21 protein-coding genes are annotated in these 25,708 nt (G+C 75.2%); 11 read left to right on the top strand and 10 right to left on the bottom strand.

The window, feature by feature from the left end; all coding sequences use genetic code 11:
- Positions 1–63: 63 nt before the first annotated feature.
- Positions 64–1,767 carry an acyl-CoA dehydrogenase family protein gene (locus tag OG994_RS08450; RefSeq protein WP_328852744.1) on the top strand — a complete coding sequence of 568 codons (1,704 nt, stop codon included), beginning with the start codon at positions 64–66 and terminating at the stop codon, positions 1,765–1,767.
- A 64-nt stretch (positions 1,768–1,831) separates the two neighbouring features.
- Here the strand turns inward: OG994_RS08450 and OG994_RS08445 are convergent, their stop codons facing one another.
- Positions 1,832–2,479, bottom strand: coding sequence for a response regulator (locus OG994_RS08445; protein WP_120330802.1), 648 nt, complete (start codon positions 2,477–2,479; stop codon positions 1,832–1,834).
- Positions 2,476–3,429 carry a HAMP domain-containing sensor histidine kinase gene (locus OG994_RS08440; protein ID WP_120330850.1) on the bottom strand — a complete coding sequence of 318 codons (954 nt, stop codon included), beginning with the start codon at positions 3,427–3,429 and terminating at the stop codon, positions 2,476–2,478. The genes OG994_RS08445 and OG994_RS08440 overlap by 4 nt, the downstream gene beginning before the upstream one ends.
- A 591-nt stretch (positions 3,430–4,020) precedes the next feature.
- Between OG994_RS08440 and OG994_RS08435 the strand changes: the two genes are divergently transcribed.
- The 4 genes from OG994_RS08435 to OG994_RS08420 all read left to right on the top strand — a co-directional run bounded on the left by OG994_RS08435 (position 4,021) and on the right by OG994_RS08420 (position 7,846).
- Entirely contained in the window at positions 4,021–5,313 is a 1,293-nt protein-coding gene (locus tag OG994_RS08435) for an ArsB/NhaD family transporter (RefSeq protein ID WP_120330801.1), read from the top strand.
- Positions 5,314–5,341: 28 nt separating this feature from the next.
- Positions 5,342–6,904: a potassium/proton antiporter gene (locus OG994_RS08430; RefSeq protein WP_120330800.1), complete on the top strand. Its 1,563-nt coding sequence runs from the start codon at positions 5,342–5,344 to the stop codon at positions 6,902–6,904.
- Positions 6,904–7,389: a cation:proton antiporter regulatory subunit gene (locus OG994_RS08425; protein WP_328852743.1), complete on the top strand. Its 486-nt coding sequence runs from the start codon at positions 6,904–6,906 to the stop codon at positions 7,387–7,389. The genes OG994_RS08430 and OG994_RS08425 overlap by 1 nt, the downstream gene beginning before the upstream one ends.
- 82 nt (positions 7,390–7,471) lie before the next feature.
- Complete coding sequence (locus OG994_RS08420; RefSeq protein WP_120330798.1) at positions 7,472–7,846, top strand: VOC family protein; 375 nt, start codon at positions 7,472–7,474, stop codon at positions 7,844–7,846.
- A gap of 129 nt (positions 7,847–7,975) precedes the next feature.
- Here the strand turns inward: OG994_RS08420 and OG994_RS08415 are convergent, their stop codons facing one another.
- Complete coding sequence (locus tag OG994_RS08415; RefSeq protein WP_120330797.1) at positions 7,976–8,974, bottom strand: tyrosine-type recombinase/integrase; 999 nt, start codon at positions 8,972–8,974, stop codon at positions 7,976–7,978.
- 86 nt (positions 8,975–9,060) lie between these two features.
- On the opposite strand from OG994_RS08415, the gene OG994_RS08410 reads away from it, so the two are divergent.
- Positions 9,061–10,044: a helix-turn-helix transcriptional regulator gene (locus OG994_RS08410; protein ID WP_328852742.1), complete on the top strand. Its 984-nt coding sequence runs from the start codon at positions 9,061–9,063 to the stop codon at positions 10,042–10,044.
- A gap of 128 nt (positions 10,045–10,172) precedes the next feature.
- On the opposite strand, the gene OG994_RS08405 is transcribed toward OG994_RS08410, so the two are convergent.
- The 3 genes from OG994_RS08405 to OG994_RS08395 form a co-directional block, all read right to left on the bottom strand.
- Positions 10,173–10,598, bottom strand: a complete 426-nt coding sequence (locus tag OG994_RS08405; protein WP_120330795.1) for an Hsp20/alpha crystallin family protein — start codon at positions 10,596–10,598, stop codon at positions 10,173–10,175.
- A gap of 208 nt (positions 10,599–10,806) precedes the next feature.
- A complete protein-coding gene (locus OG994_RS08400) occupies positions 10,807–11,322 on the bottom strand; it encodes a DUF2087 domain-containing protein (RefSeq protein ID WP_328852741.1) in 516 nt (171 codons plus the stop codon).
- Positions 11,323–11,410: 88 nt separating this feature from the next.
- Positions 11,411–11,899: a MarR family winged helix-turn-helix transcriptional regulator gene (locus OG994_RS08395; RefSeq protein ID WP_328853689.1), complete on the bottom strand. Its 489-nt coding sequence runs from the start codon at positions 11,897–11,899 to the stop codon at positions 11,411–11,413.
- A gap of 74 nt (positions 11,900–11,973) precedes the next feature.
- Here OG994_RS08395 and OG994_RS08390 point away from each other — a divergent pair, with 74 nt between their 5' ends.
- The 3 genes from OG994_RS08390 to OG994_RS08380 all read left to right on the top strand — a co-directional run bounded on the left by OG994_RS08390 (position 11,974) and on the right by OG994_RS08380 (position 16,180).
- Positions 11,974–13,212 (top strand): MFS transporter, encoded by a 1,239-nt coding sequence (locus OG994_RS08390; protein ID WP_328852740.1) that lies wholly within the window; start codon positions 11,974–11,976, stop codon positions 13,210–13,212.
- 87 nt (positions 13,213–13,299) lie between these two features.
- Positions 13,300–14,850: an ArnT family glycosyltransferase gene (locus OG994_RS08385; protein WP_328852739.1), complete on the top strand. Its 1,551-nt coding sequence runs from the start codon at positions 13,300–13,302 to the stop codon at positions 14,848–14,850.
- A gap of 145 nt (positions 14,851–14,995) precedes the next feature.
- A complete protein-coding gene (locus OG994_RS08380) occupies positions 14,996–16,180 on the top strand; it encodes a low temperature requirement protein A (protein WP_328852738.1) in 1,185 nt (394 codons plus the stop codon).
- A gap of 209 nt (positions 16,181–16,389) precedes the next feature.
- Here OG994_RS08380 and OG994_RS08375 read toward each other — a convergent pair whose 3' ends face one another.
- On the bottom strand, positions 16,390–17,070 hold the full coding sequence (locus OG994_RS08375; protein WP_147427284.1) for a hypothetical protein: 681 nt from the start codon (positions 17,068–17,070) through the stop codon (positions 16,390–16,392).
- Positions 17,071–17,629: 559 nt separating this feature from the next.
- Between OG994_RS08375 and OG994_RS08370 the strand changes: the two genes are divergently transcribed.
- Together OG994_RS08370 and OG994_RS08365 are read left to right on the top strand one after the other, a co-directional pair.
- Positions 17,630–20,386, top strand: coding sequence for a helix-turn-helix transcriptional regulator (locus OG994_RS08370; RefSeq protein WP_328852737.1), 2,757 nt, complete (start codon positions 17,630–17,632; stop codon positions 20,384–20,386).
- Positions 20,387–20,600: 214 nt separating this feature from the next.
- Entirely contained in the window at positions 20,601–21,134 is a 534-nt protein-coding gene (locus tag OG994_RS08365) for a hypothetical protein (RefSeq protein WP_147427283.1), read from the top strand.
- Between the two features lie 64 nt (positions 21,135–21,198).
- Here the strand turns inward: OG994_RS08365 and OG994_RS08360 are convergent, their stop codons facing one another.
- The 3 genes from OG994_RS08360 to OG994_RS08350 are packed head-to-tail and all read right to left on the bottom strand — an operon-like array spanning position 21,199 to position 25,686.
- Entirely contained in the window at positions 21,199–21,774 is a 576-nt protein-coding gene (locus tag OG994_RS08360; protein WP_120330787.1) for an NADPH-dependent FMN reductase, read from the bottom strand.
- Positions 21,771–22,901 carry an LLM class flavin-dependent oxidoreductase gene (locus OG994_RS08355; RefSeq protein WP_120330786.1) on the bottom strand — a complete coding sequence of 377 codons (1,131 nt, stop codon included), beginning with the start codon at positions 22,899–22,901 and terminating at the stop codon, positions 21,771–21,773. The genes OG994_RS08360 and OG994_RS08355 overlap by 4 nt, the downstream gene beginning before the upstream one ends.
- 4 nt (positions 22,902–22,905) lie before the next feature.
- Positions 22,906–25,686, bottom strand: coding sequence for a cytochrome P450 (locus tag OG994_RS08350; RefSeq protein ID WP_328852736.1), 2,781 nt, complete (start codon positions 25,684–25,686; stop codon positions 22,906–22,908).
- Between the last annotated feature and the right edge of the window lie 22 nt (positions 25,687–25,708).

The raw sequence follows: 25,708 nt of genomic DNA, 5'->3' as shown, positions 1-25,708 counted from the left end.
CGCCGGTGCCGCCGCATCGTCTACCGTCGGGCCACCACCCCCGTACGCGCCAGGAGCGAGACCATGACCCGCTACGTGCAGCCGGTACCCGCCCCCGACGACCCGTACGCCGGCGACACGCTGCTGCGGTCCTGGCTGGAGCGGCAGCTCGGCGCGGCCGGGCACGCCGCCGCCAAGGGCCGGCTCGCGGGCCTGGCCGCCGACGTGGCCGGGCCGCTGCGCGCCGCCCACGCCGACGCCGAGGCCCACCCGCCGGTGCTGGTCCGCTACGACCCGTGGGGGGCCCGCGTCGACCGGATCGACACGTCCGCCGGCTGGCAGGCGCAGCGCGCCGCCGCCGCCCGGCACGCCGTGGTGGCCCTGCCCTACCTGGAGTCGGCCCGCGGCACGTGGGGCGCCGCCGCCCGGGTCGTGCAGCACGCCCTGCTGCACCTGTACGGCCCGGAGTCGGCCACCTTCTCCTGCCCGGTCGCCATGGCCGACGGTGCGGCCGCCCTGCTCAGCCTCCCGGAGGTCGACCCGTCGGTGCGGGACGCCTGGCTGCCGCGGCTGATCTCCACCGACCCGGACACGGCGATCACCAGCGGGCAGTGGATGACCGAGTCGCAGGGCGGCTCCGACCTGGCCCGCTCCACCACCACCGGCCGGCCCGCCGCCGACGGCTCCTGGCGGCTGACCGGCGAGAAGTGGTTCTGCTCGGCCGCCGACTCGGCGATGGCGGTGGCGCTGGCCCGGCCCGAGGGCGCCGGGCGGGGCAGCCGGGTGCTCGCCCCGTTCCTGGTGCCCCGCTACGCCGCTGACTCCCCCCTCGCCGGCGCCGCCGCCCCGTACGCGCCCGCCCCGGGCGTCCGGGTGCACCGCCTCAAGGACAAGCTCGGCACCCGGGCGCTGCCCACCGCCGAGATCGGGCTGCGCGACGCGTACGCCCTGCCGTTGGGCGACCCGGCGCAACCCGGCCTGGTCCGGGCCATGACCCTCGTGGTGGTCACCCGGGTGCACAACGCCGCGGCGGCCGCCGGTGGCATGCGGCGCGGTCTGGCGTACGCGCGGGCGTACGCCTCGGCGCGGCACGTGGCCGGCGGCGTGCTGTCGTCCTCCCCGCTGCACCGGGCCACCCTCGGCGCGCTGGCGGTCGACGCGGCCGGCGCGTTCGTGCTGGCCGGGCACGCCTTCGCGCTGCTCGGCCGGGTGGAGGTGGGTGGCGACCCGGCCGCCGCCGCGGAGCTGCGCATCGTGGCGCCGCTGGCCAAGCTGGCCACCGGCCGGCTCGCGGTCGGCTCCGCCAGCGAGTACGTGGAGAGCTTCGGCGGCGCCGGCTACGTGGAGGACACCGGCGTGCCGCGGCTGCTGCGCGACGCGCAGGTGCTGCCGATCTGGGAGGGCACCACCAACGTGCTCGCCCTCGACGTGCTGCGGGCGGTCAGCCGGGAGGAGGCCGGGCCGCCGCTGCTGCGCCGCCTCGACGCCGCCGCCGACCTGGCCCGGCCGCTGTCCCCCGCGCTCGCCGACACGCTGGCCTCCGCGACCGCCGAGCTGCGGGAACGCCTCGCCGGGGTGGCCGCCGACCCGCAGTCGGTCGCCGTGGTCGCCGGGGCGCGCGACCTGGCGCTGCGGCTGGCGCACACGCTCACCGCGGCGCTGCTCCTGGAGCACGCGGCGTGGGGCGACGAGCAGGCGGAGCTGGCCGCCCGGCTGTGGGCGCGCCGCTGGCTGCGGCACGAGGAGATCGCCGCCGACGCCCACCACCACCTGGAGCTGCTCTGCTGAGCGCCTGCCGCGCCGGGCCGCGGACCAGCGGGACCGGCCGCCGGTCTCCCGGGCCGGCCCCGGCTCACGGCTCGATGAGGCCGGCCCGGATCGCGTAGCGGGTGAGTTCGAGCCGGTCACGCAGGCCGAGCTTCTGCAACAGGTTCGCCCGGTGCCGCTCCACGGTCTTGACGCTGATGAACAGCAGCCGGGCGATCTCCTTGGAGGAGTGCCCCTCGGCGACCAGCTTGAGGATCTCCTCCTCCCGCTCCGTTATGGCGCGGGCCGGCGGCTCGTCACCCTGCGCGCTGCGCTCCAGGTAGTTGCGGATCAGCGCGTTCACCGCGCCCGGGTAGAGGAACGGCTCGTCCCGCATGGCGGCGCGGCACGCCTCCACCAGGTCCCGGTCGGCGACCGACTTGAGCACGTACCCGTTCGCGCCGGCCTTGAGCGCCTCGAAGAAGTACTGCTCGTTGTCGTACATCGTCAGGATCAGGATGCGCAGGTCCGGCTGCTGGCGGGCCAACTCCCGGGCGGCCTGCAGGCCCGTCATGCGGGGCATCGCTATGTCGAGGATGACCAGGTCGGGCTGCTCGGTGGCGGCGAGGCGCAGCGCCTCAGCGCCGTCACCGGCCTCCGCCACCACGTGGAGGTCGGGTTCGCTGTCGAGGATGAGGCGTACGCCCCGGCGGACCAGCGCGTGGTCGTCGGCGAGCAGGATGCGGGTGGTCACCGTCGGGCCCCCTCCTCGACGGGCACGGTGAGCCGCACCTCGGTGCCGCCGGCCGGTCCCGGCCCCACGCTCAGGTGGGCGCCTATGAGCAGGGCCCGCTCCCGCATGCCCCGGATGCCGGCGCCCTCGGGCGCACCCCGGATCCCCCGCCCGTCGTCGCGGACGCGCAGCCGCACCGTGCCCCCGCCGTGCTCCAGCGAGAGCGTGACCGCGGTGGCCTTGCCGTGCCGGACGGTGTTGGTGAGCGCCTCCTGCGCGACCCGGTAGATCACCAGCTCGGCCTCGCCGCCGAGGGCCGGCAGGTCGCTGGCGAGGTGCTGCTCGACGGTCAGGTCGGTGTGCCCGGTGACCTCGGTGAGGAGCGCCTTGAGCGCGCTGACCAGGCCCAACTCCTCCAGCACACCGGGGCGCAGCCGCCGGGCGATACGGCGGATCTCGTCGAGGCTGTCGCGGGTGGTCTCCTGCACCTGGATCAGCTGCGACCGCACCGGCTCCGGAGCGTGCCGGGCGACCTGTTTGAGTTCCAGCAACATCGCCGTGAGCGTCTGTCCCACCTCGTCGTGCAGTTCCTGGGCGACGCGGCGGCGTTCGGCCTCCTGGGCCGACAACGCCGCGGCGGCGCTCGCGGCGCGTTCCGCCTCCAGCCGGTCGATCATGGCGTTGAACGCGTGGATCAGCTCGGCGGTCCCGCCGTGGCCGCCGGCCACCAGGCGCGGCTCGGGCTGGAGCAGGTCGATGGTGGTCATCGCCCGGGCCAGCCGCCGCAGCGGCGCCAGACCGACCCGCAGCAGCGCGGCGTTGGCGACCAGCATCGCCGCGAGGCCGACGGCCAGGACGATCGCCTCGGTGAGCAGCACCGGTGTGGAGACGGTGACCGGGCCGAGCAGCAGCAGCGTGGCGGTGACCAGCACGGCGGCGTTCAGCAGGAAGATCCGCCAGAACAGCGACACCAGATCGACTCCCTCCCCGACCGGCCCCTGCGGCCGGCGGACACGCTCGTGGTCGGCCACCGTGGCCCAGCCTGTCCGGCGCCGGGTGCCGGTGTAAATGCGTGGCCGCACCCATTTGCCCGTGGGGGTGGCCCCACACCCTCGTGGGTGCCCGCCCGCGGGGCCCCGGCCGGATCCGGCCGCACCGGCCGCCGCACGGCGGACCGGGCGCGGACCGGGCGCGGACCGGACACGGCCAGCATGACACGCCCCGTCGGGACGGCCGCCGGGCTCGGCGTCGCCACCTGCGCCGACGCCCGATTTGCGGGCCGGCACCGGCGGCAAATGGGTGTCAGACCCGATGGTCGGACGGCGGTGCGGGCGGATGAACTTGGCACCAGGAGGCCGGTGGTTTCCGGCCCGCCACACCGCCACCTCTCCGACGGCCCTCCCCGGTGGTCCCGAGCCCGCCGGGGAGGGCTCCCCGTGGTGGCCGACCCTCTGGAGGACTCCGATGATCACACGACCTGAACGGCCCGTACCGGCCGCACGACCGCCGGCCGCCGCCCAGGCGCGTCCGGGCGCCGAGCACGGCCCGCCGGGTGGGCGCCCGTGAGCACCTGGCCCGCCATCGCCGCCATCGTGATCTTCTCGGTGGCGTTCCTGCTCATCGCCACCGAGAAGATCAACCGGGTGGCCGTCGTGCTGGGGGCCGCCGGCCTCATGGCGCTGCTCGGCCTCGTGCCCGGCTCGGAGGTGTTCTACGCCCACCACTCCGGCATCGACTGGGACGTCATCTTCCTGCTCCTCGGAATGATGATCATCGTCGGGGTGGTCAAGCAGACCGGTGTGTTCGAGTTCCTCGCGATCTGGGCGGCGCAACGGTCGAAGGGGCGGCCGTACCGGCTCATGGCGCTGCTCGTGGGCATCACGGGGATCGCCTCGCCGTTCCTGGACAACGTCACGACCGTCATGCTGGTCGCGCCGATCACCATCGCCGTGTGCCGCAGGCTGGGCATCTCCGCCGTCCCGTACCTGATCGCCGAGGTGCTCGCCTCGAACATCGGCGGCGCCGCGACCCTCATCGGTGACCCGCCGAACATCATCATCGGCAGCCGCGCGGGGCTGAGCTTCAACGACTTCCTGGTGCACATGGCCCCGGTCACGGTGGTCATGTTCCTGGCGTTCCTGGTGCTGGCGCGGTTCATGTTCCGCCGGTCGTTCGAGTACCACCCGGAGCGGTTCGCGGCCGTACGCGACATGGACGCCCGCGCCGCCATCACCGACCCGGCGATGCTGACCCGCTGCCTCGTCGTGCTCGCCCTGGTCATGGCCGCCTTCGGGCTGCACACCGTGATCGGCGTCGACGTGGCCATCATCGCCCTGCTCGGCGCCGGACTGATGGTGCTGGTCACCCGGGCCGACACCGCGAAGTACCTGGCGGAGGTCGAGTGGCCGACGCTGACCTTCTTCCTCGGCCTGTTCGTGATGGTCGCCGGGCTGAGCGAGACCGGCGTCATCGAGCAGATCGGGCAGTGGGCGACCAGCGCCGTCGGCGACAGCTGGTTCGCCGGCGCGACCAGCCTCATCTTCGGCTCGGCCGTGCTGGGCGCCTTCTTCGACAACATCCCGTACACGGCGACCATGGCGCCGATCGTGGAGAACATCGCGGCCACGGCGGACCCGCACACCGGGCAGGCGCTGTGGTGGTCCTTCGCCCTGGGCGCCGACCTCAGCGGCAACGGCACCGCCGTGGCGGCCAGCGCCAACATCGTCGTGCTGGGCATCGCCGCCCGCGCCGGGGAGCCGATCAGCTTCTGGCGGTTCACCCGCTACGGCATCGTCACCACCGTCATGACCACCCTGATCGCCTGGGGGTACGTGTGGCTGCGCTACTTCGCGTGAGCCGCGCGGAGGCGGGGCGGGGGCCGCGGTGGACCTGACCGGGCTCTACCTGACGCTGGCCGTGGGCACGGGCGTCGTCCTGGTCAGTGTCGCCGCGGCCCGGCTCGCCACCCGGCTGGGCATGCCCGTGCTGCTGGCGTACCTCGGTGTGGGGTTGCTGCTCGGCCAGGACGGGCTCGGCCTGCCCTTCGACGACGCCGCGCTGGCCCAGGCGCTGGGCCTGGCCGCGCTGGCGGTCATCCTCGTGGAGGGCGGGCTCACGACCGCCGTGAGCGACGTGCGGCCGGTGCTGGCGCCCGCGACCGTGCTGGCCACCGTCGGCGTGCTGGTGAGCGTCGCCGTGACCGCGGCGGCGACGCACCTGCTGCTGGACGTCGGGTGGCAGACGGCCCTGCTGCTGGGCGCCATCGTGTCGTCCACCGACGCCGCGGCGGTGTTCTCCGTGCTCCGGTCGGTGCCGCTGCCCAAGCGGCTGACCAGCCTGGTGGAGGCCGAGTCCGGGCTCAACGACGCGCCCACGTTCATCCTGGTGCTGACGTTCAGCGCCGCGACGCTGGAGGCCGTCGAGCCGCTGCCGACGCTCGTCGCGATGATCTTCCAGCTCGTCGCGGGCGGGGTGATCGGGCTGCTCATCGGCGCGGCCGGGGCGTGGCTGCTGCGCCGGATCACGCTGCCCACCTCCGGGCTGCATCCGATAGCGATCGTGGCCTGCGGCGTGCTCGCGTACGCCGTGGCCGGGCTGACGCAGACCAGCGGCTTCCTCGCCGCCTACCTGGCCGGCCTGGTGCTCGGCAACGCGGGCCTGCCGCACCGGCGGGCGACCCGGTCGGTGGCCGAAGGGCTCGGCTGGATCGCGCAGATCGGCCTGTTCGTCATGCTCGGGCTGCTGGTCACGCCCAGCGAGCTGCCGTCGAGCGTGGTGCCCGCGCTCGTGGTCGGCGCCGCCCTGCTCCTGCTGGCCCGGCCCGTGTCGGTGCTGCTGTCGCTGGCCCCGTTCCGGGTGCCGCTACGCGAGCAGGCCTTCCTGTCCTGGGCGGGGCTGCGCGGGGCCGTGCCGATCGTGCTGGCCACCATCCCGGTGGTCACCGGGGCACCCGGCAGCGACCAGGTGTTCAACATCGTGTTCCTGCTCGTCGTCGTGTTCACCGTCATCCAGGCGCCGGCGCTGCCCTGGCTGGCCCGCAAGCTGCGGATCACCCACCACGACGTGGGGCCGGACCTCCAGGTCGAACTCGCCCCGCTGGACGCGATGGACGCCGACCTCATCCACGTCACCGTCGAGCCCGGCTCCCGGCTGCAGGGCGTGTACCTGCCGGAACTGCGGCTGCCACCGCCGGCCGCGACCACCCTCGTGGTGCGCGGCCCGGACACGTTCGTGCCCGACGAGCACACCCGGCTGCGCGTCGGCGACCAGCTCGTCGTGCTCACCACACCGCGCGTGCGGGAGGCCACCGAGCGGCGGCTGCGGGCCGTCGCCCGCGCCGGCCGGCTGGCGCACTGGTTCGGCGAGTCCGGCCACCCCGACCCCGCCACCCGACCCGAGCCCGCCGGACGGCTCCAGACCGCCGGCCCACCCACCAGGAGGCGATGATGCAGATCGAACGTGTTCCGCTGCCCGGCATCGGCGTCAGCTACACCCTGCACACCACGCAGGGTCGCCTCCTCGGGGTGGTGTGCCACCGCAGCGGCCGGCGCGAGCTGGTCCTCTACGCGCCCGACGACCCGGACACCGTGCAGCGGTCGCTGGTGCTCACCGACGTCGAGGCGCGGGAGGTCGCCGAGCTGCTCCACCCGGTCGCGACCATCGAGCACGTGCCCGACCTGGAGCGGCGGGCCGCGTCCCTGACCGTCGCGACCGTGCCGGTCACGGCCGTCTCGCCGTACGCCGGGAGCACGGTGGGCGAGGCCGTGGCGGGCGTACGCGGGGTCACCGTGATCGCCGTGCTGTCCGACGGGCGGTCGACCACGGCGCCGGAGCCCGGGCACCGGATCGCGCACGGCGACGCGCTGGTCGTCGCCGGCACCCCGGACGGTGTGGCCGCGCTCAGCCGCCGGCTCACCCCGGACGACCCGTGACCGTCCGCCTAGGTTCGGCCAGCATGACAGCGCCGCAGGTACCTGCCACAGGATGTCAGGTACCTGCGGCAGGCTGCCGGGCATGACAGCGACAACCGGCGACCTCGCCATGGTCAACCTCGACAGTTCCGATCCCGCCGCGCACGCCGCCTTCTACCACCGGGTGCTCGGCTGGGAGGTCACCCACAGCCAGCCCGAGTACGCGATGATCAGCGGCGGCGGCGCCGCCATCGGCTTCGGGCTGGTCGAGGGGTACCGGCCGCCGTCCTGGCCGGACAGCGGCGGCGGCAAGCGCTACCACCTGGACGTCTACGTCGACGACCTCGCCCTGGCCGAGAAGGAGTTCGTGGCCGCGGGCGCCACGAAGCCGGAGTTCCAGCCCGGCGACGGGCGCTGGGTGGTGCTCATCGACCCGATCGGCCAGCCCTTCTGCATCTGCCCCCGCCCGCAGAGCTGACGCCCACTCCCGGGCCCCGGGCCCCCGGGCCCGGGATCCCGCGATCTTGCACTTCGTGCCCTCGTTACGGGGTTTTCGTCCCGGTTCGTCGGGGCGGAAAGTGCAAGATCGCGGGAGAGGCGTCAGGGGTCAGGGGCGGCGGCGGGAGCGGGCGGCCCAGATGACGTACGCCGGGTCGCGGTCCAGGTTGTGCCGGTCCCGGTCGTAGCGGCGCGTGGTGCGCGGGTCGGCGTGCCCCATGGCGTCCTGCACGTCCTCCAGGGGCACCCCCTCGGCGCGGGCCGTCGTGGCGAAGGCGTGCCGCAGCGAGTGCGGGGACAGCCGCGCCCACGCCGGGATGCCGGCCGCCCGCGCCAACCGGCGCACCAGGCGGAACACCGCGTGCCGGTCGAGGCGGCCACCGGTGGCGGTGACCAGCAGCGGCCCGGTCAGCTCCCCCACCGGCACACCCTCCGCGGCGGCGCGTTGCGCCAGGTACGCGTCGACCGCGTACGCCGTCCCGGGGGTCAGTGCACGGCGGCGCGGCTTGCCGCCCTTGCCGACGAAGCGCACGCTGCGGTGCCCCCGCTCCGCCCCGAGGTCGGTGACGTCGAGCGAGACGAGTTCGCCCACGCGCAGCCCGAGGTCGGCCAGGAGCGCGATGGCCGCCCGGTTGCGCGCCGCCGTCGGGCCGGTCTCCGCCTCCGCCGCGGCCAGCAGCGCGTCCACCTCCTCGGGTGTGAGTCCCACGGTGGCCGAGTGGTCCCGGTCGACGCGGGGACGGTCGGCGCCGGCCACGGGGTTGGCCTCGACCGCCCGAAGCCGGGCGAGGAAGTCGTACCAGCTGGACAGGGCGGAGAGCTTGCGCGCCACGGTGGCCGGGGTGAACGGGCGTCCGGTGTGCCGGCTGCGGGTCGTCTCCAGGGCGCGCGCGTACTCGTTGACGTGCAGGAACGTCACCCGCAGCGGGTCCAGGTCGCGCTCGGCGCACCAGCCGAGCCAGCCGGCGATGTCCCGCCGGTACGCGTCGCGGGTGTGCGCGGACAGCCGGCGGTTGGCGAGCCACGCCTCGGTGACGTCCGTGGGACCGGCGGGCAGGGCCGGCCCGGCCGACGCGCGGGCCACCGCCGGGGCCTCGGGGGAAACCATGTGAAAAAGGTTCTCAGGTTCGGCTGGCCGAGGCGGTGAGGCGCGCCCGGGGAAGATCCGTCGGTCGGGCCGGATACGGTCGGGCCGTGCGCGCGAGTCGACTGGTGTCCCTGCTGCTGCTCCTGCAGACACGCGGACGGATGACCGCGCAGGAGCTCGCCGACGCCCTCGAGGTGTCGGTGCGCACGGTCTACCGGGACGTGGAGGCGCTCGGCGCCTCGGGCGTGCCGGTGTACGCCGAGCGCGGCCCGGCCGGCGGCTACCGGCTGCTGGACGGCTATCGCACGCGGCTGACCGGCATGACGTCGGTCGAGGCGCAGGCGCTCGTCCTGGCGGGTGTCCCCGGTCCCGCGGCCGAACTGGGACTCGGGTCGGCTCTCGCGGCCGCCGAGCTGAAGGTGCGGGCCGCCCTGCCGGCCGAGCTGGCCGACCGGGGTGACCGGATCCGTCACCGGTTCCACCTGGACGCTCCGACGTGGTTCCGGGAACCCGAACCGACCCCGCACCTGGCGGCGCTGGCCGACGCCGTGTGGGCCGACCGGCGGGTGCGGGTTCGCTACCGGCGCTGGCGGGCGCCGCGGGAGGTGACCCGGGACCTGGCCCCGCTGGGGCTCGTGCTCAAGGCCGGGCGGTGGTACCTGGTGGCGGCCGTCGACGGTGACGTGCGCACCTACCGGGTCGGTGCGATCCTCGACCTGAGCGTGCTGGACGAGCCGGCGGAGCGGCCCGACGGGTTCGACCTGGCCCGCTGCTGGCAGGAGCACGCCGACCGGTACGAGCGCGGCGTCTACCGGGCCGAGGCCACGGTCCGCATGACGGCGGCCGCGTTGGAGTACATGCCGTTCGTCTTCCCGTCGGCCATGAGCCGGGCGGCACGGGCGGCGGCCGGCGAACCGGACGCCGACGGGTGGCTGCTCACCACCGTGCCGATCGAATCGATCAAGCATGGGCACACCGAGCTGCTCAAGCTGGGCGCCGAGGTGGAGGTGCTCGCACCGGCCGAGCTGCGGGAGCGGTTCACCGCCACGGCACACCGGCTGGCGACCCTCTACCCCGCCGCGGAGGCGTGACGTGTCCGCGCCGGCCGGGGCGGGGCGGCGCGGCCGGGGGACGGCGCGGCCGGGGGACGGCGCGGCCAGGGCGGGGTGAAACGGCCGGGGCGGGACGGCGCGCGCGCCGTCCCGCCGCCGTGGCGATGTCAGGCGTTGAGCTGCTTGCGGCCGTTGCCGCCCGCGATGACGGGCACCCGCCGCGGCCGGGCGCGCTCGGCCACGGGGATCCGCAGCGTGAGCACGCCGTTCTCGTAACCCGCCTCGAGGTTGTCGGCGTCGAGCGTGTCGCCGAGGAAGAGCTGCCGGGTGAACACGCCCATCGGACGCTCGGCGGCCACCAGTTCGACCTTGTCGTCGGTGGGCCGGCGCCGCTCGGCGCGGACGGTCAGCACGTTGCGCTCCACGGTGCAGTCGATGCTCTCCGGGTCGACACCGGGCAGGTCGAACGCGGCGTAGAAGTAGTCCCCGTCGCGGTAGGCGTCCATGTGCATGACGCCGGGGCGGGAGGTCGTGCCGAAGAACTGCTCGGCGAGCCGGTCGATCTCACGGAACGGGTCGGTGCGCATCAACATGTCGTGTCTCCTCGGATCTCCTCAGATCTCCAAGGTTGAGTCTGGGTGACTCAACTTCCTCTTCTGTGATAGCGCGGTCCGCGGGCATCGTCAACCGCTCAGCCCAGCAGCTTCTCGAACCAGTGATCGGCGTACGGGCCCGGCGAGTACGCCGGATCTCCGCGTACCCGTGCCGGGCGTAGAGGGCCCGGGCCGGTTATCGCGGCGCTCAGGGCCGGCGGTAGACGCCCCGCTCGCGGGTGAGCAGCAGCTCGTCCACGAGGTACCGGCGCAGCGTGACGTGGTCCGACCCGCCGTCGGCGCACCACGGGCGCAGCGCGTCGTCCACCTCGCGCTCGGGGTACGCGGTGTCCGGCGCGAACGACCGCCGAGCGATGTGTTCCAGCACGATCCGGCGCCGGCCGCGTTGGGCCGGCAGCCCCACCAGCACGCCGTCGCGGACGAACGTCCGCAGCACGCTCTCCTCGCGGCTCTCCGAGGGCCGGGCCGGCCGGGGGGTGCGGGCCAGGTCGCGCAGGTGCCCGGCGTCGACCGCGAGCGCCCCGTCGGTGCCCGTGACCAGGCCGGCGTCGGTGAGCCGCCGCAGCGCCGTCGCCACCTCCCGCGCCGGCAGGCCGGCCCGCTCGGCGACCTGGGCCGCGTCCGTGGCACCCAGCACGAGCGCGGCGAAGACCCGTCGGCGTACGTCGTCGGCGAAGGCGCCGGCCAGAGCATGAGCGGTCATGGCGGCCACCCTGCCAGCGGCCGCGCGGGCCGCGCCAACGATTTCCGTACCGGGTCGCCGAGGTCCCCCGCGCCCGCCCGAGGCGGGCTCAGGCGCCGGGTCGCTCGGCGACCAGCAGCACCCGGCGCAGCAGGTCGGACAGGAGACGGCGCTCGTCCGGCGCGAGCACGCCGAGCAGCCGCTGCTCCTCGGCGCCGCAGACGTCCAGCGCGCCCCGCCAGGCGGCGCGGCCCGCATCGGTGAGCGCCACGTCCACCCGCCGGCGGTCGGTGCTGGACGGGATCCGCCGCACGAAGCCGCGTCGCACGAGCGCGTCCACGCGGGCGGTGATCGAGGCGGGCGCCATGCCCAGGTCGGCGGCCAGCTCGGAGGGCGCGGCCCGGCCGCCGCGGCCCGCGAGGGCGTGCAGTGTCTCGTACTCGTGCGCCGGCAGGTCGACGTCCGCCAGCGCCCGCTCCTTCACGGCGCGCAGGTGCCGGGTCAGGTGCGCCATGCGGGTGACGGCGCCCTCCACGTCCGGATCCAGGTCCGGCAGCACGGGCAGCCAGCGCTGCACGTGTTCGTCGGTGCGGTCCATGGTCACCTCGCCATGGTACTACGACAGCGAAATATTCGTTGTCTAAAGGTTCGGTGTCGAAGTATCTTGCCGGGGTGACCCACCCTCTGCGCCTGCGCGCCTTCCGGGTGCTGTTCGTCGGCCGTACCGTCTCCGCCGTCGGCGACGCCGTCGTGCCCGCCGCCCTCGCCCTCGCGGTGCTGCGCGCCACCGGCTCGACCGCCGACCTGGCCCTGGTCCTCGCGGCCGCGATGCTTCCCCGGCTGCTCCTGCTCCCCCTCGGCGGCGTCGCCGCCGACCGGTTCAGCGCCCGCCGGATCGCCGTCCTCGCCGACCTCACCCGCTGCGCCACCCAGCTCGTCGTCGGGGTCGAACTGCTCGGCGGCGGCCCGTCACTGGCCACGATCGCCGTGGCCAGCGCGGTGGGTGGCACCGCGGCCGCGTTCGCCCTGCCCACCACGTCGCCCCTGGTCACCGGCACCGTCGACGAGGCGCAGCGGCAGTCGGCCAACGCGCTGCTCGGCGCCACCGCCAACGCCAGCCGGCTCGCCGGGCCCGCACTGGCCGGCGCCCTCATCTGGGCCGCCGGCCCCGGCTGGGCGTTCGTCCTCGACGCCGCGTCCTTCGCGGTCAGCGCCGCGCTGCTCGCGGTCATCCAGGTGCGGCACCTACCGCGACCTGAGCGGCGGTCGCTGACCGCCGACCTGCTGCTCGGCTGGCGCGAGGTCCGATCCCGTAGCTGGTTCTGGAGCAGCCTGCTCGGCCACGGCACGTGGAACGGCGCGGCCGCCGTGCTGACCACCCTCGGCCCGGCCGTCGCCGTCGAGCGCCTCGGCGGCGAAGGGGTCTGGCTGCTGCTGCTCCAGGCGGGCGCCGTCGGCATGCTCGCCGGATCGCTGCTCGCCAGCCGGATCCGGCCCCGCCGTCCCGTGCTGACGGCCAATCTCGCCCTGGCGAGCTACGCCCTGCCGCTGATCCTGCTCGCCGTCGCCGCCCCCGCCGCGGCCGTCGTCGTCGCGTACGGGCTGGCGCTGACCGCCCTCGGCTACCTCAACCCGATCTGGGAGACCGTCGTACAGGGACAGTTTCCGCCACACGTGCTGGCCCGCGTCACCTCCTACGACTGGCTGGTCTCCCTGGGCGCGATGCCGCTCGGCTACGCCGTGGCGCCCTTGGCAGCGCGGCTGTGGGGCGAGCCCGTGCCCCTCGCCGTGGCCGGAGTCCTGGTCCTCGTGGCGTGCGGCGGCACCGCGCTCGTTCCCGGCGTACGGCGGGTCGGGTGGCAGCAACCGCCGGCGACGGAGCCGGCGCTCGACCGGGTGTCCGCCCGGTGACCGCGCGCACCGACTCGTGGCCGATCCGTTACGCCGCCGACCGCGTTCGGGGCGCCGCCACGGACCGCAGCCCGCCATGATGTCGACGTGGCCGAATCCGTCGCCGACCTCGACCGCCCCCGCCGCGACGAGCCGCACCCGCCCGTCGCGGCGCCGCCGCCCGGCCCCCGCGCTCGCGGGCCGTGGCTGATCGCCGGCGCCGTGACGGCGGTGCTGCTGCTCCTCTCCCCCCGCTACGGCTACCACCGCGACGAGCTCTACTTCCTGCTCTGCGGTCGGCACCTCGACTGGGGCTACGTCGACCAGGGCCCGCTCGTGCCGGCCCTGGCGCGGCTGGCCGACACGGTCGCGCCCGGCAACCTCGTGGTGCTGCGCACCCCGTCCGCGCTGATCGGCGGGGTCTGCGTCCTGCTCGTCGCCGCCATCGCCCGCGAGTTCGGCGCCGGCCGCGGCGCGCAGACGTTCGCGGCGTTCCTCGCCGGCACGTCGGGCCTGGTGCTCGCCACGGCGCACCTGCTCAGCACCACCACCGTCGACATGCTGGTCTGGCTGGTCGTCGCCCTGCTCACCGTGCGGATGCTGCGCACCGGCGACACCCGGTGGGCGCTCGGCATCGGGCTGGCCCTCGGCGTCGGGATGCTCAACAAGCTGCTGCCCGCGCTGCTCGCCGTCGGGCTGCTCGCCGGTGTGACGATCGCCGGGCCCCGCCGGCTGCTGCGCGACCGGTGGGTGCTCGCCGCCGCCGGCATCGCCCTGCTGCTGGCCGCCCCCACGCTGATCTGGCAGGCCGCGCACGGTTTCCCGCAGCTGTCCGTGGCCGCCGCCATCTCCGGTGGCGACAGCTCCTACAGCGGGCGGCTCGACGCGCTCACCCTCCAGTTCGTGATAATCAGTCCGTACGCGGTCCCGATCTGGATCGCCGGGCTGGTGGCCCTGCTGCGCAGGCCGGCCTGGCGGGCGTACCGGGCGCTGGCCTGGGCCTGGCTGGTCGTCGTCGCCATCGTGCTGCTGGCCGGCGGGAAGGGCTACTACGACGCCCCGCTGCTGCTGGTGCTCGCCGCCGCCGGCGCCGTGCTCACCATCGCGTGGGCCAGTCGCGGCGCCACCCTGCCTCGGCGCGGGCTGCTGGTCGTCGGCGCGCTGCTCTTCGTGGCCCCCAACGGGGTGCTGCTGCTTCCCACCCTGCCCGCCGACCGGCTGCCCGGGTTCGTGGTGGACGTGAACTACGACGCGGGCGAGACCATCGGCTGGCCCGAGTTCGCCGACTCGGTCGCCGCCGTGCACCGCGCGTTGCCGGCCGCACAGCGGCAGCGGGCGGTCGTCCTCACGGCCAACTACGGCGAGGCCGGCGCCATCGCGCGCTTCGGCCCGGCCCGCGGGCTGCCGGCGGCGTACTCCGGCCACAACAGCATGGCCGACTTCGGGCAGCCGCCCGCCGACGCCGACGTGGTGATCGCCGTGGGCTGGGAGCGCCCCGACCGGCTGCGCGCCTGGTTCGGCGACGTCACCCTCGCCGGGCGGGTCGACCAGCGCGTCGAGGTCGACAACGACGAGAACGGCGGCCCGATCTGGGTGTGCACGGGGCTGCGGCGACCGTGGGCCGACATCTGGCAGGCCGAGGTACGCCACGCCGGTTGACCGGTGCCGCGCACCGGGCGGAATCCTCGAAGATCCCACCCGCCGTCCCCACGGCGTCGATAATTCCTCCCAGAGGCGACGCCAGGGTCGTACGCCCCGTTGACGCGGCGCCCGCGGACCGCGACGGGATCGGCGGGAGGCCGGCATGACGACCGGAGGCGGCACCGGGCTGGTGCGCCGGCCGGACGCGTCGAACCGCGCCACGCTGCTGGAACTGCTCTTCGACGTGGTCTTCGTGGCGGCTCTCGCGCTGATCTCGATGACCATCGCCCAGCGGGACAGCTGGGGCGCCCTCGGCCAGTCGCTGCTCATGCTCATGGCGATCTGGTGGATCTGGTCGGTCACCTCGGTCACCACCGACTTCTACGACCCGGAGCAACGCCCCATCCAGGCCGTGCTCATGGTGACCATGCTGGGCGCCGTGGGAGCGGCCGCGGCGCTGCCACGGGCCGCCGGCGGCCACGCGCTGGTGTTCGCCGTCGCGTACGTGGCGCCGCACCTGGTGCGGGGCGCGATCCTGGTCAGCACCCTGCACCGGCACCGCCACAACGCCCAGGAGCGGGCGGCCCGGTTCATGTTCTGGTTCGTGGTCTCGGGGATCTTCTGGATCGTCGGGGCCCTCCCGCCCGGTCAACCGCACTGGCCGTTGTGGGTCGCCGCGGCGGCCATCGACTACGTCTCGGCGGGGGCGCGCTACCCGACGCCCTGGCTGGGCCGGGTGCCGATCGACCAGTACGAGCGGGCCACCGAGCACCTGGGCGAGCGGTACCAGCAGTTCGTCATCCTGGCCCTCGGCGACATCATCCTGGTGCCCACCCTGAAGATCGGCACGTCGGACTTCGCGGCTCCGAGGCTGGCCGCGTTCGTGACCGCGTTCGTCACGATGCTGCTGCTGTGGCAGATCTACGTCTACCGCAGCGGGCAGATCCTGCAGATCACCTCCCGGCGCGCGCTGGGCCAGGCGGCCCGGGTGGCGCCGTACACCCACGCGGTCATGCTGGCCGGCGTGGTGTGCATCGCCGGCGGCTTCGACCGGATCGTCGCCGAGCCGACCGGGGAGACCTCCGTACGGTCGCTCGCGCTGATGTTCGGCGGCCCCACGCTGTTCATCCTCGGGCGCGCGGCGTTCACCTACCGGGTCTCCGGGGTGGTGCCGTGGCGCCGACTCGTCTGGCTGCTGGTGTTCCCGGCCGTGGCGCCGTGGGCGGGTGGCTGGCCGTCGATGCTGGTGGCCGTCACGTGCGCCCTGGTGCTCGGTGGTGTCGTGGCCTTCGACGTGCTGGGCACGCGCCTGCGGCTGCCGTTCCTGCGGCCGGGGCGCGTCGGCTGACCCGACCCGACCCGGCGCGGTGCCGGCAGGTGCGGCTCGCCGCCGCCGGTGCGAAGACACCGGACGCGGACCGGCCGTCGCGCGTACACCTCCGGCCCGGGGCGCGATGGGACGGCCCGGCGGCCGGGCGACCGCTCAGGTCCGAGCCCGCCGGGCGGTCACCGTCGTTCGGAGCGGCCGCCCGGCGGGTCGTCGAGGAGCCTTTCGGGTCAGCTCTTCGGGCCGACCGTCCCCGGCCGCAGGACCCCCTGGTGCCAGCGGGGCGCGCGGCGCGGTCCGCCCGCGCGGCGGGACAGCGACCGGATCAGGCCCACGTGCACCCGCTGCTCGTCCCCCGGGCTGAGACCGAGCTGGTTGTGCAGCAGGTGCACCAGGTCGAACGCCGCCGTGCCGTGGTAGCCGGGAGCGCGTCGCCGCGCCTCCAGCACCCGCGACCAGCAGGTCAGCGGGTGCCGTTCGGTGGCCAGCGCGGCGGCGATCCGCGACCATCGCGCGGCCGGCACCACCACGTCCCCACGGCCGGCCGCACCACCATCGGGGCGCAGGGCCGGACAGTTGTGCACCGCCGCCACCATCGCGACGTCGGCCGCGGCGCTCAACCGGGCCTGCCGCCCCGGGGTCATCCCGATGAGGTCGACGGCCACGTCGACCAGGCGCGGGTCGCGGTCCGGCGGCCCGGCGAGCTCCGGCGCGTACACCGGGCCCCGCGCACCGACCGCGGCGCAGAGCCCGGCCAGCCGGGCGGCGAGCAGCCGCGGGTCGTCGCCCAGCAGGTGGAGGTTGACCACGCGCGGGGACTCGCGGGTGAACGACCACCCGGACAGCTCACCCGCGGACCGCAGCCCCCGCAGCAGCGGACCCACCCCGCGCGTGACGAACGCGTCCGCCACCGCGGCACGGGCCGGAAGAATGCATTGGAATGCGTGCCATCGCTCCGCCTCGCTCCCGATTCCCTCGACATCGGACGGATTGTCCAGATCGGAGCCATAATTCATCGTCATCGCCCGTTCCCCCCAGGTCGGCGTCGCACCCGCCGGAGTCGACGTTAAGCGACTTCGACCGATGTGACAGTAGGGAAAACCCGACACTGTGGTGAACTGACCGCGAGCGTTGGCGAGCGCTGCGTGGAGAACGAATTCCCCTATTCCGGAATTTTGACCACCGTCATTTCACCGCTCGGCCGAAAGGACCAACCGGTCGCGTGATCGCGACGGTCGACACGTCACCGTAGAGTTACATCTGCCGCTCGCCCGAACGCCGGCACTGGCACGGCCCGTCGGGCCGCCGAAAAGGCCGAACGGAACAATCCTGGGGATGGCAGTTGATGCTGGACCGAAGCTTGCCACGTCGCGTCGCCCGTCGAGCCCGCACGATGGTCGCTCCACCGGCCGCCGGGCTCACCACCGTTCCGCGCCGCGCCGGCGGCCGGCTCTCCGCTCCGGAACACTCGTGACGGCCACCGAGGAACCGGCCGGGGGGCCGGCGGGCGGCCCGCTCGAACCCCTGGTCGGGCGTAACTGCGCGGTCGACCTCTTCGACCGGGCCCTGGCCGGTGCCGGTGACGGGCAGCCGGCGCTGCTGGAGTTCGTCGGCGATCCCGGCTCCGGCAAGACACGGCTGCTGCGCGAGTTCGGCGCGCGGGCACGCCGCGCCGGGGTGCCGGTGCTCGCGGCCGCCGGACGGCACGGCGACCAGGTCGAGCGGGTCCTGTCCGAGCTGCTGGAGGCGGCAGGTGACGCCCCGCCCCGACCGGACGCCCGCCGACTGCTGCTCCTGGACGACCTGCACGCCGTACCGGCCGAGGTGGCGCCGCTGCTGGCCCGCCTCGCGCAGGCGCCACCGGCCGGGTTGCTGTGGGTCACCGCGTACCGGCCGCGGCAGATGCCCTGCCGCACCACGGCCGCGCTCGCCGCCGGGGTACACCTCAGCCGGCGCTCGGTCACCCTCACCCCACTCGATCCGTCCAGTGTGGCCGCGCTGCTCGGGCTGCCCGACGGACGGGCCGGCCAACGGGTGCACGCGCTCTCCGGCGGACTGCCCCGCTACGTGCTCGCCTACCGGCCGGGCGCGTTGGACGGGCCCGTCGCGGCACTGCGCGGGCTGCCCGCCGAACTGCCCGTCGACGTCACCGCGGCCGTCCAGCTCGACGTCGACGCGCTGCCCGGGGAGCAGCGCGAGATGCTGGAGGCCGTCTCGGTCTGCCCCGACGGGTTCGAGCCGACGCTGGCGGCGGCGCTGACCGGGCGGAGCACCGAGGCCACCAGCGACCTGCTGGACGCGCTGGTGGCCGCCGACCTGCTGCGCACCGACCCCGGGCACGCGCCGACCCTGCGCTTCCGGCACGAGGTCGACCGCACGGTGGTGTACCGGTCGCTCTCCCCCGGCCGCCGTCGCCGCCTGCACACGACCGCGGCGACCGTCCTGCGGGACCTCGGATATCCGGTCACCCGGTACGCCGAGCACCTGTCCGCGAGCGGCCAGTGCGCGGAGCCGGCGACCGTCGACACGCTGATCGAGGCCGCCGAGAGCTCCTCGGTGCCCCGGCTCGACGCGATCCGCTGGCTGACCAACGCCCGACGGCTGCTGCCCGCCGCCGACGCGGCCGACCCGCGCCACACGCGTCTGGACTTCGCGATGGCCGACGCCCTCGTCGGCGCGGGCCAGCTGCGCCAGGCCCGCGACCTGCTGCAGGAACTGGCCGGCCGGCCGCTCGCCGACGGCGACCAGCGGGTCCGGGCGCTGGTCGCGCGTGCCCGCGTGGAACGGTTGCTGGGCCGGCCGTCCGACGGGTACGCGCTGCTGGCGCCCCGGCTCGACGAGCCGGCCGGGCCCCGCGCCCGCTTCGCCCTGGCCGCCGAGGCCGCCGTCACCGGGGTCCTCTGCGGCACCGCCGACGCCGCCCGACACGCGCGGCACCTGGACCGGCTCGCCGCCGAGGCGGATGACCCGGTACTCGGCACGACGGCGGCCGTGGTGCAGTCCTTCGTGGCGGCGCACACCGACTGCGGGTTGCGGGTCGACGACACCCTCGACCGCGCCGGGTCCGAGGTGGACGCCCTGGCCGACGCCGACCTCGCCCGGCACCCGGACCTGCTGGCCCTGCTCGGCTGGGCGGAGTACCTGCACGAACGGGAGCGGTGCGCGTTGCACCACTTCGACCGCGCGCTGGAGGTGTGCTGCCGCGCCGGCCTGGTCGCGCTGATCCCGTGGCTGCTGATCGGCCGGTGCGCGGTGACCGGGCGGCTGGGCAACCTGGAGCGCGCCCTCGTCGAGGGCGAGGACGCCGAGGAGGTGGCCGTCGCCATGGGGGTCGACCCGCTGGTGGGGTTGGCCCGCGCGTACCGGGCCATCGCGGTCGCGTGGCGCAGCGGCCCGGCCGCCGCCCGCCAGCTCGCCGAGACCGCCCTGCTGGACGCCGCCGGCCGGCGCGCGAACTGGTACGACGGGCTGAGCCAGCGGGTGACCACGCGGCTGCGGTACCTCGCCGGTGACCGGGCCGGCGCCGCCTCGGCGCTGCGGCGGGCCTGCGGCGGGGACGACCTCGACCAGGTGGAGCTGAGCAGCCGGCCGTGCTGGGCCTCGGCGCTGGCGGAGATGAGCCACAAGGCCGGCCGCCGGGAGGAGGCCGCCCGCTGGTTGGAGGTGGCGGAACGGTACGCGGGCCAGGTGCGGCTGCGGGGGCAGGGCGCGCTGGTGCGCGTCGCGCGGGCCCGCCTGTCGCTGGACGCGCAGCCGCGGCAGGCGGCGGAACTCGCCGCGGTCGCCGCGGACACCTTCGCCACGCTGGGCTGGCGGTTGGAGGAGGCGTCGGCGCGGCTGGTCCGGGCGCGGGCCCTCTGTCTCGCGCGGGAGTGGGCGGCGGCCGAGGTCGAGCTCGCCGAGACGCGGCGCATCGCCGAGCTGGTCGACTCGCCGCCGCTGCGGCGGGCGGTGGCCGTCGAGCAGAGCCGCGCGGCCGGGGCGGCCGGCCGCCTGCCGGACGCGGCCGCCGGCGGGGAGCTGACGTTGACGCGCCGGGAGTGGGACATCGCCCGCCTCGTGGCGGCGGGTGCGAGCAACGCCGAGGCCGCGGAGCAGGTGTACGTGACGGTGAAGACCGTGGAGGCGCACCTGACGCGGATCTTCCGCAAGACCGGTGTGTCGTCGCGGGCCGGGCTCGCGGCGCTGCTCGCGTCGGGGGCGGTCACCCCGCGAGGCCCGAACTAGGATCAGGCATTCGCCCGTTGTGCCCGGTTAAGATAGCTGATACGCGTAACGAAAGGTAGATGGAGGATAGGCGGCCGTCGGACGGTGTCGGACATCTCGTCTTCTGCCATACTGAGGTCCCAGATCTTGTCTCGCCGCCGCCGGACACCCGACGAGGCGGGTCGGAAAGGCCGGAAACCGTGCCTGGCCGGAGATGCGCAGGAAGGGCATCATCGTGAGCCAATACATCATCACCATCGTGCCGGTCGAGGACGACGGTGAGCAGATCGCCGGCCCGGTGGCCCAGACCGTCGTCCGGCTGGACACCGGCAGCGGCCACCCCGTCGTCCGGGAGCTGACCGTCCGCGCACCGGAGAACGCCGGCCTCACCGGCGAACTTCCCTATGTCGACTTCGACGCCCTGCTCCGCGCGTTCGTGCCACCGCAGGACCGTGACCGGGTGCGGGGCACCGTGGCATCCGGCAGGCCGGTCGCCGACATCGGGCCGGTCCCCGCCGCCACCGAGACCGCGCCGCGCCCGCAGCCGCCCCGCCCCGCGCCGCGGGCGGGCGAGCCGGAGCGGCTCAGCCGGCTCAAGGCCGGGCGGGCCTACCGCCGCGCGCCCGACCCGGCGCACCTGGAGGCGGTCTACGAGCAGGTCGGCACCATCAGCCGGGTGGCCGAGCACTTCGACGTGCCGGTGCACACGGCGCAGGGGTGGATCAGCCGGATGCGGCGCAAGCACAGCGCCGAGGTCAGCGCGACCTGACCGTCGCCCGCCGGCGGAGCCACCGGGCAGGCCGGGCGGCGCGAGGCACGGACGCCGCGCGGCCTCAGCCCCGACCGGCAGCGCTGGCCAGCGCCCCGGCGACCGCCGGCGCCGCCCGGTCGAGCCAGCGCCCGATGCCGACCTCGGCCGTGTCGAACTCCCTCTCGAGCACGCACAGGCCGGGCGTGGGCACGCACGCCCCCACCTCCGACAGCAGCGCGCCCAGGTGGGTGTCGACGACGTGCCGGTGCCCGGAGCGGGCGGCGGTCATCAGCGGCACCGCCACCACGCCGGCGAGCGCGCCGCGCGGCAGCACGTCCACGAAGAGCTTCAGCAGGCCGCTGTAGGCCGCCTTGAAGGTCGGGCTAGCCACGAGCAGCAGGCCCGGACGGCGTACGGACTCCAGCACCTCGTCGAGCACCTCCGGCCGGCCGCCCTGCCCGACCAGCTCGGCGGCCAGCTCGGACAGGTCGACCACGGCCGGCGGGCCGACCGGCGTGGCGCAGCCCGTCAGCCGCCGGTGCAGCGCGGACGCGGCCGCCAGCGCCACGGTCCGCGTCCGGGAGTGCGGCTTCGGGTTGCCGATGACCACCGTCATGGGCAGGTACGCGGTGGACGGCTCCGGGGCGGGCGACGTCATCCGCGCACCGCCAGCGCGGGCGCCTGCTCGGCCCGGGCGTCGAGGAGACCGTCGCGGCGCAGCAGCGGCAGCACCCCCTCACCGAACCAGTACGCCTCCTCCAGGTGCGGCTGCCCCGACAGGATGAGGTGGTCGACGCCCGCGGCGTGGTACTCGGCGATCCGCTCGGCGACCTCCTCGTGGCTGCCCACCAGGGCGGCGCCCGCCCCCGGCCGGACGAGCGAGTACCCGGCCCACACGTTGGGGTACACCTCCATCCGGTCGTTGGCGCCGGCGTGCAGCGCCGCCGCCCGCCGCTGCCCCTCGGACTCGGTGCGGGCGAACCGCGTACGGGCGGCCTCGATGCGCGCCTTGTCGACGCCGGCCAGCAGCCGCTCGGCCTCGGCCCACGCCTCCCGCGCCGTGTCCCGGGTGATCACGTGAAGCCGGCTGCCGGTGCGCAGCGTACGGCCCGCCTCGCCCGCGAGGTCCCGCGCCCGGGCGAGCAGTTCCCCGAGCAGGGCCGGCGTCTCGCCCCAGGCGAGGTAGACGTCGGCGTGCCGGGCGGCGGCCCGCTGCGCCGCCGGCGACGACCCGCCGAGGAACACGGTCGGCACGGTGACCGGAGGCCGCGCCAGCATGGCGCCCCGCACCCGGTAGTGCTCGCCCGCGAAGTCGAACGGCCGGCCCGACCAGACGCCGCCCAGCACGGTGAGGAACTCCTCGGCCCGCGCGTAGCGGGCGTCGTGGTCCAGCCAGTCGCCGTACCGGTGCTGCTCGTCCGGATCGCTGCCCGCCACGATGTTGAGCAGCAGCCGGTCGCCGGAGACGCGCTGCAGGGTCGCGGCCATCTGGGCGACCAGGGTGGGCGACACCAGGCCCGGACGCAGGGCGATCATGAACTTGAGCCGTTCGGTCTGCGCCGCCAGCGCGGACGCCACCACCCAGGGGTCCTCGCAGAACAGCCCGGCCGGGGTGAGCACGCTGGCGAACCCGAGCCGGTCGGCGGCCCGGGCCACCTGCGCCAGGTAGCCGATCTCCGGTGGACGACGGGTGACCCGCGCCGGCCGGGGGCCGTTGCGGGTCGGCTCGGCGAGGTCGCGGCCGTCCCCGTGGGACGGCAGGAACCAGTGCAGCTCCAGGGGCATCAGGTCACTCACCTTCCGGCACGGCGTCGAAACGGGCGGGCATCGCCGTGATCGCGTTCATGAAGTTGGTCCGCATGCGCTGCACCGGCCCGGTCAGCCGCAGCCCCGCCAGGTGCGGGCGCAGCGCGGTGAGGAAGGCCGTCATCTCCAGCCGGGCCAGGTGCGCGCCGAGGCAGAAGTGCGGCCCGATACCGAAGGCCAGATGCGGGTTCGGGTCGCGGCCGAGGTCCAACCGGTCGGGATCGGCGAACACGGCCGGGTCCCGGTTGGCCGAGGCGTACCAGATGACCACCTTGTCCCCGGCGGCGATCCGGGTGCCGTCCAGCACGGTGTCCCGCGTGGCGGTCCGGCGGAACTGCATGATCGGAGTGACCCACCGCAGCAGCTCCTCCACGGCGGACGCCGTGAGGGTGGGATCGGCGATCAGCCGGTCGCGCTGGTCGGGGTGCTCCAGCAGCGCCTGCACCCCGTTGGAGATCAGGTGCCGGGTGGTCTCGTTGCCGGCGATGACGAGCAGCAGCCACAGCTGGCACAACTGGGCGTCGGTCAGGCCCCGCCCGTCCGAGCGCGCGTGCACGAGCAGGCTGACGAGGTCGTCGGTCGGTCGCGCCCGCCGCTCGGCGGCCAGCTGCCGGGCGTACGCGAAGGCCGCGGCGAAGGTGTCCCGGTAGCGCTGCACGCTGCCGCCGCCGTAGCGCGGGTCGTCGAAGCCGACGAGGTTGTTGCTCCAGTCGAACAGCAGCTTGCGGTCCGACGGCGGCATGCCGAGCAGGTCGGTGAGCACGAGCAGCGGCAGCTCGGCCGCGAGGTCGGCCACCACGTCGATCTCCCGTGCCGCCACCGCCCGGGCCACGACCTCCTCGGCGTGCCGGGTGACCATGTCGCGGAGACGGCCCACCGCCCGGGGGGTGAACACGCCGGCCACCAGGCGGCGTACCCAGGTGTGCTCGGGAGCGTCCATGTTGATCAGCAGTTGCCGGTTGCGTTCCAGGTCCTCCGTGGTCCGGGGGTCGGCCAGGAACGCGCCGCCGGCCGCCGAGGAGAACGTAACCGGGTCACGGGACACCTCGGACACCGCCGCGTACCGGGTCACCGCCCAGAAGCCCCGGCCGCGCGACCGCGTCCGGCCGTCCCCGTCGGTGCGGGTCAGCTCGACCTCGTCCACCCAGGCGACCGGAGCCTCACGGCGGAGCCGGGCGAATTCGTGGTGCGGCACGCCGGCCAGGTAGGTGGCCGGGTCCGCGAGCCGCGTCGGCGGCGCCGGATCGTGCTGGTAGCGGTCCCGCAGGGCGCGTCGGGGCAGCTTCCCGGTGGGCTCGCGCGGAATCCGGTCCACCACCTCGTACGAGCGGGGCACCTTGAAGCCCGCCAGGGCGGTCCGGCAGTGCGCGTCGAGCACCCGGTCGACGTCCGTCGCCGGCCAGTCGGGGTCGAGCTGCACGAGGGCGTGGACCCGCTCGCCGAACTCCGGGTCGGGGACGCCGATGACGACCCCGTCCTGGACGGCCGGGTGGGCGAGCAGGACCCCCTCGACCTCGGCGGGGTAGATGTTCACCCCGCCGGAGACGATCAGCTCGGCCGAGCGTCCGGTGAGGAACAGGTAGCCGTCGTCGTCCAGGTAGCCGAGGTCCCCGACGGTGAAGGTGTGCGGGGCGACGTGGGCGTTCTCGGTCTGCTCGGGAGCGTTGTGGTAGTGGAAACCGCGGCCGGGCGGGCGGCGCACCGCCACCCGGCCCTCCTGCCCGGCGGGCACGGGCTTGCCGTCCTCGTCGACCACCACCACCTCGGTGGGGGGCGCCGGACGGCCGACCGTGCCGGGGCGGGCCAGCCAGGTCTGCGAGTCGGCGAGGGTGACGATGCCGGCCTCGGTGGCCGCGTAGTACTCCACGAACACCGGCCCCCACCAGTCGATCATCGCCCGCTTCGTCTCCGGGGGGCACGGGCCGCCGCCGTGCCAGATCCGGGCGAGGCTGGCACCCGAGAACGCCGCGCGCGTGGCCTCGTCGACGCGGAGCAGGCGGATGAACTGGGTCGGCACCAGATGGCTGATGCTGATCCGCTCCTCGTCGATCACGCGCAGCACCTCCACCGGGTCGAACCGGCGGCGGATCACCAGGGTGCAGCCGCGCAGCAGCGGGAACTGGGCGAAGAACAGCTGCGCCGAGTGGTACCAGGGGCCGACCAGCAGGGCCCGGCCACGGGTGGGGATGCCCAGCCCGTCACCGAGGGCCGCGGTGGTGCCGGCCACCCGCTCCACCGGGGCGCCGACCACCAGCAGCGGGTTGACCACCCCCTTCGGCCGGCCGCTGGTGCCCGAGGTGTAGAGCAGCACGCCGCCGGAGACCGCCGGCACCGGCGGGCCCGCCGGCAGGTCGGCGGCCAGCGCGAACCCCTCGCCGCCGTCGACGGTGACGAGCAGGTCGGGGGCTTCGGGCACCAGGTCCACGGCCGCGCGGACGGTCGGGGCGTACGCGGCCTCGGTGAGCACCGCGCGGGCGCCGGAGTCGGCCACGATGTGGGCGATCTCCGGCGCGGTGAGGTGCCAGTTCACCGGCACCGCCACGAGTCCGGCGTGCACGCAGGCGAGCAGCGCCTCGAACGTCTCACGCCGGTTGCCGAGCACGAACGCCACCCGGTCGCCGACGTCGAGGCCGGCGCCGCGCAGCACCGCGATCCACCGGTCCACCGACCGGTCCAGCTCGGCCCACGTCGAGGTCGCGGTCTCGTCGACCAGCGCCACCTCGTCCGCCCGGTCGCGGACGAGGTGCTCCAGCAGCTCGGCCATCTCGCAACTCCTGTCTGGCAGT

This window comes from Micromonospora globbae (assembly GCF_036184225.1).
Lineage (GTDB): Bacteria > Actinomycetota > Actinomycetes > Mycobacteriales > Micromonosporaceae > Micromonospora > Micromonospora globbae.
The sequence above is the reverse complement of the archived record's forward strand: the minus strand, read 5'-3'. Positions and strand labels throughout refer to the sequence as shown.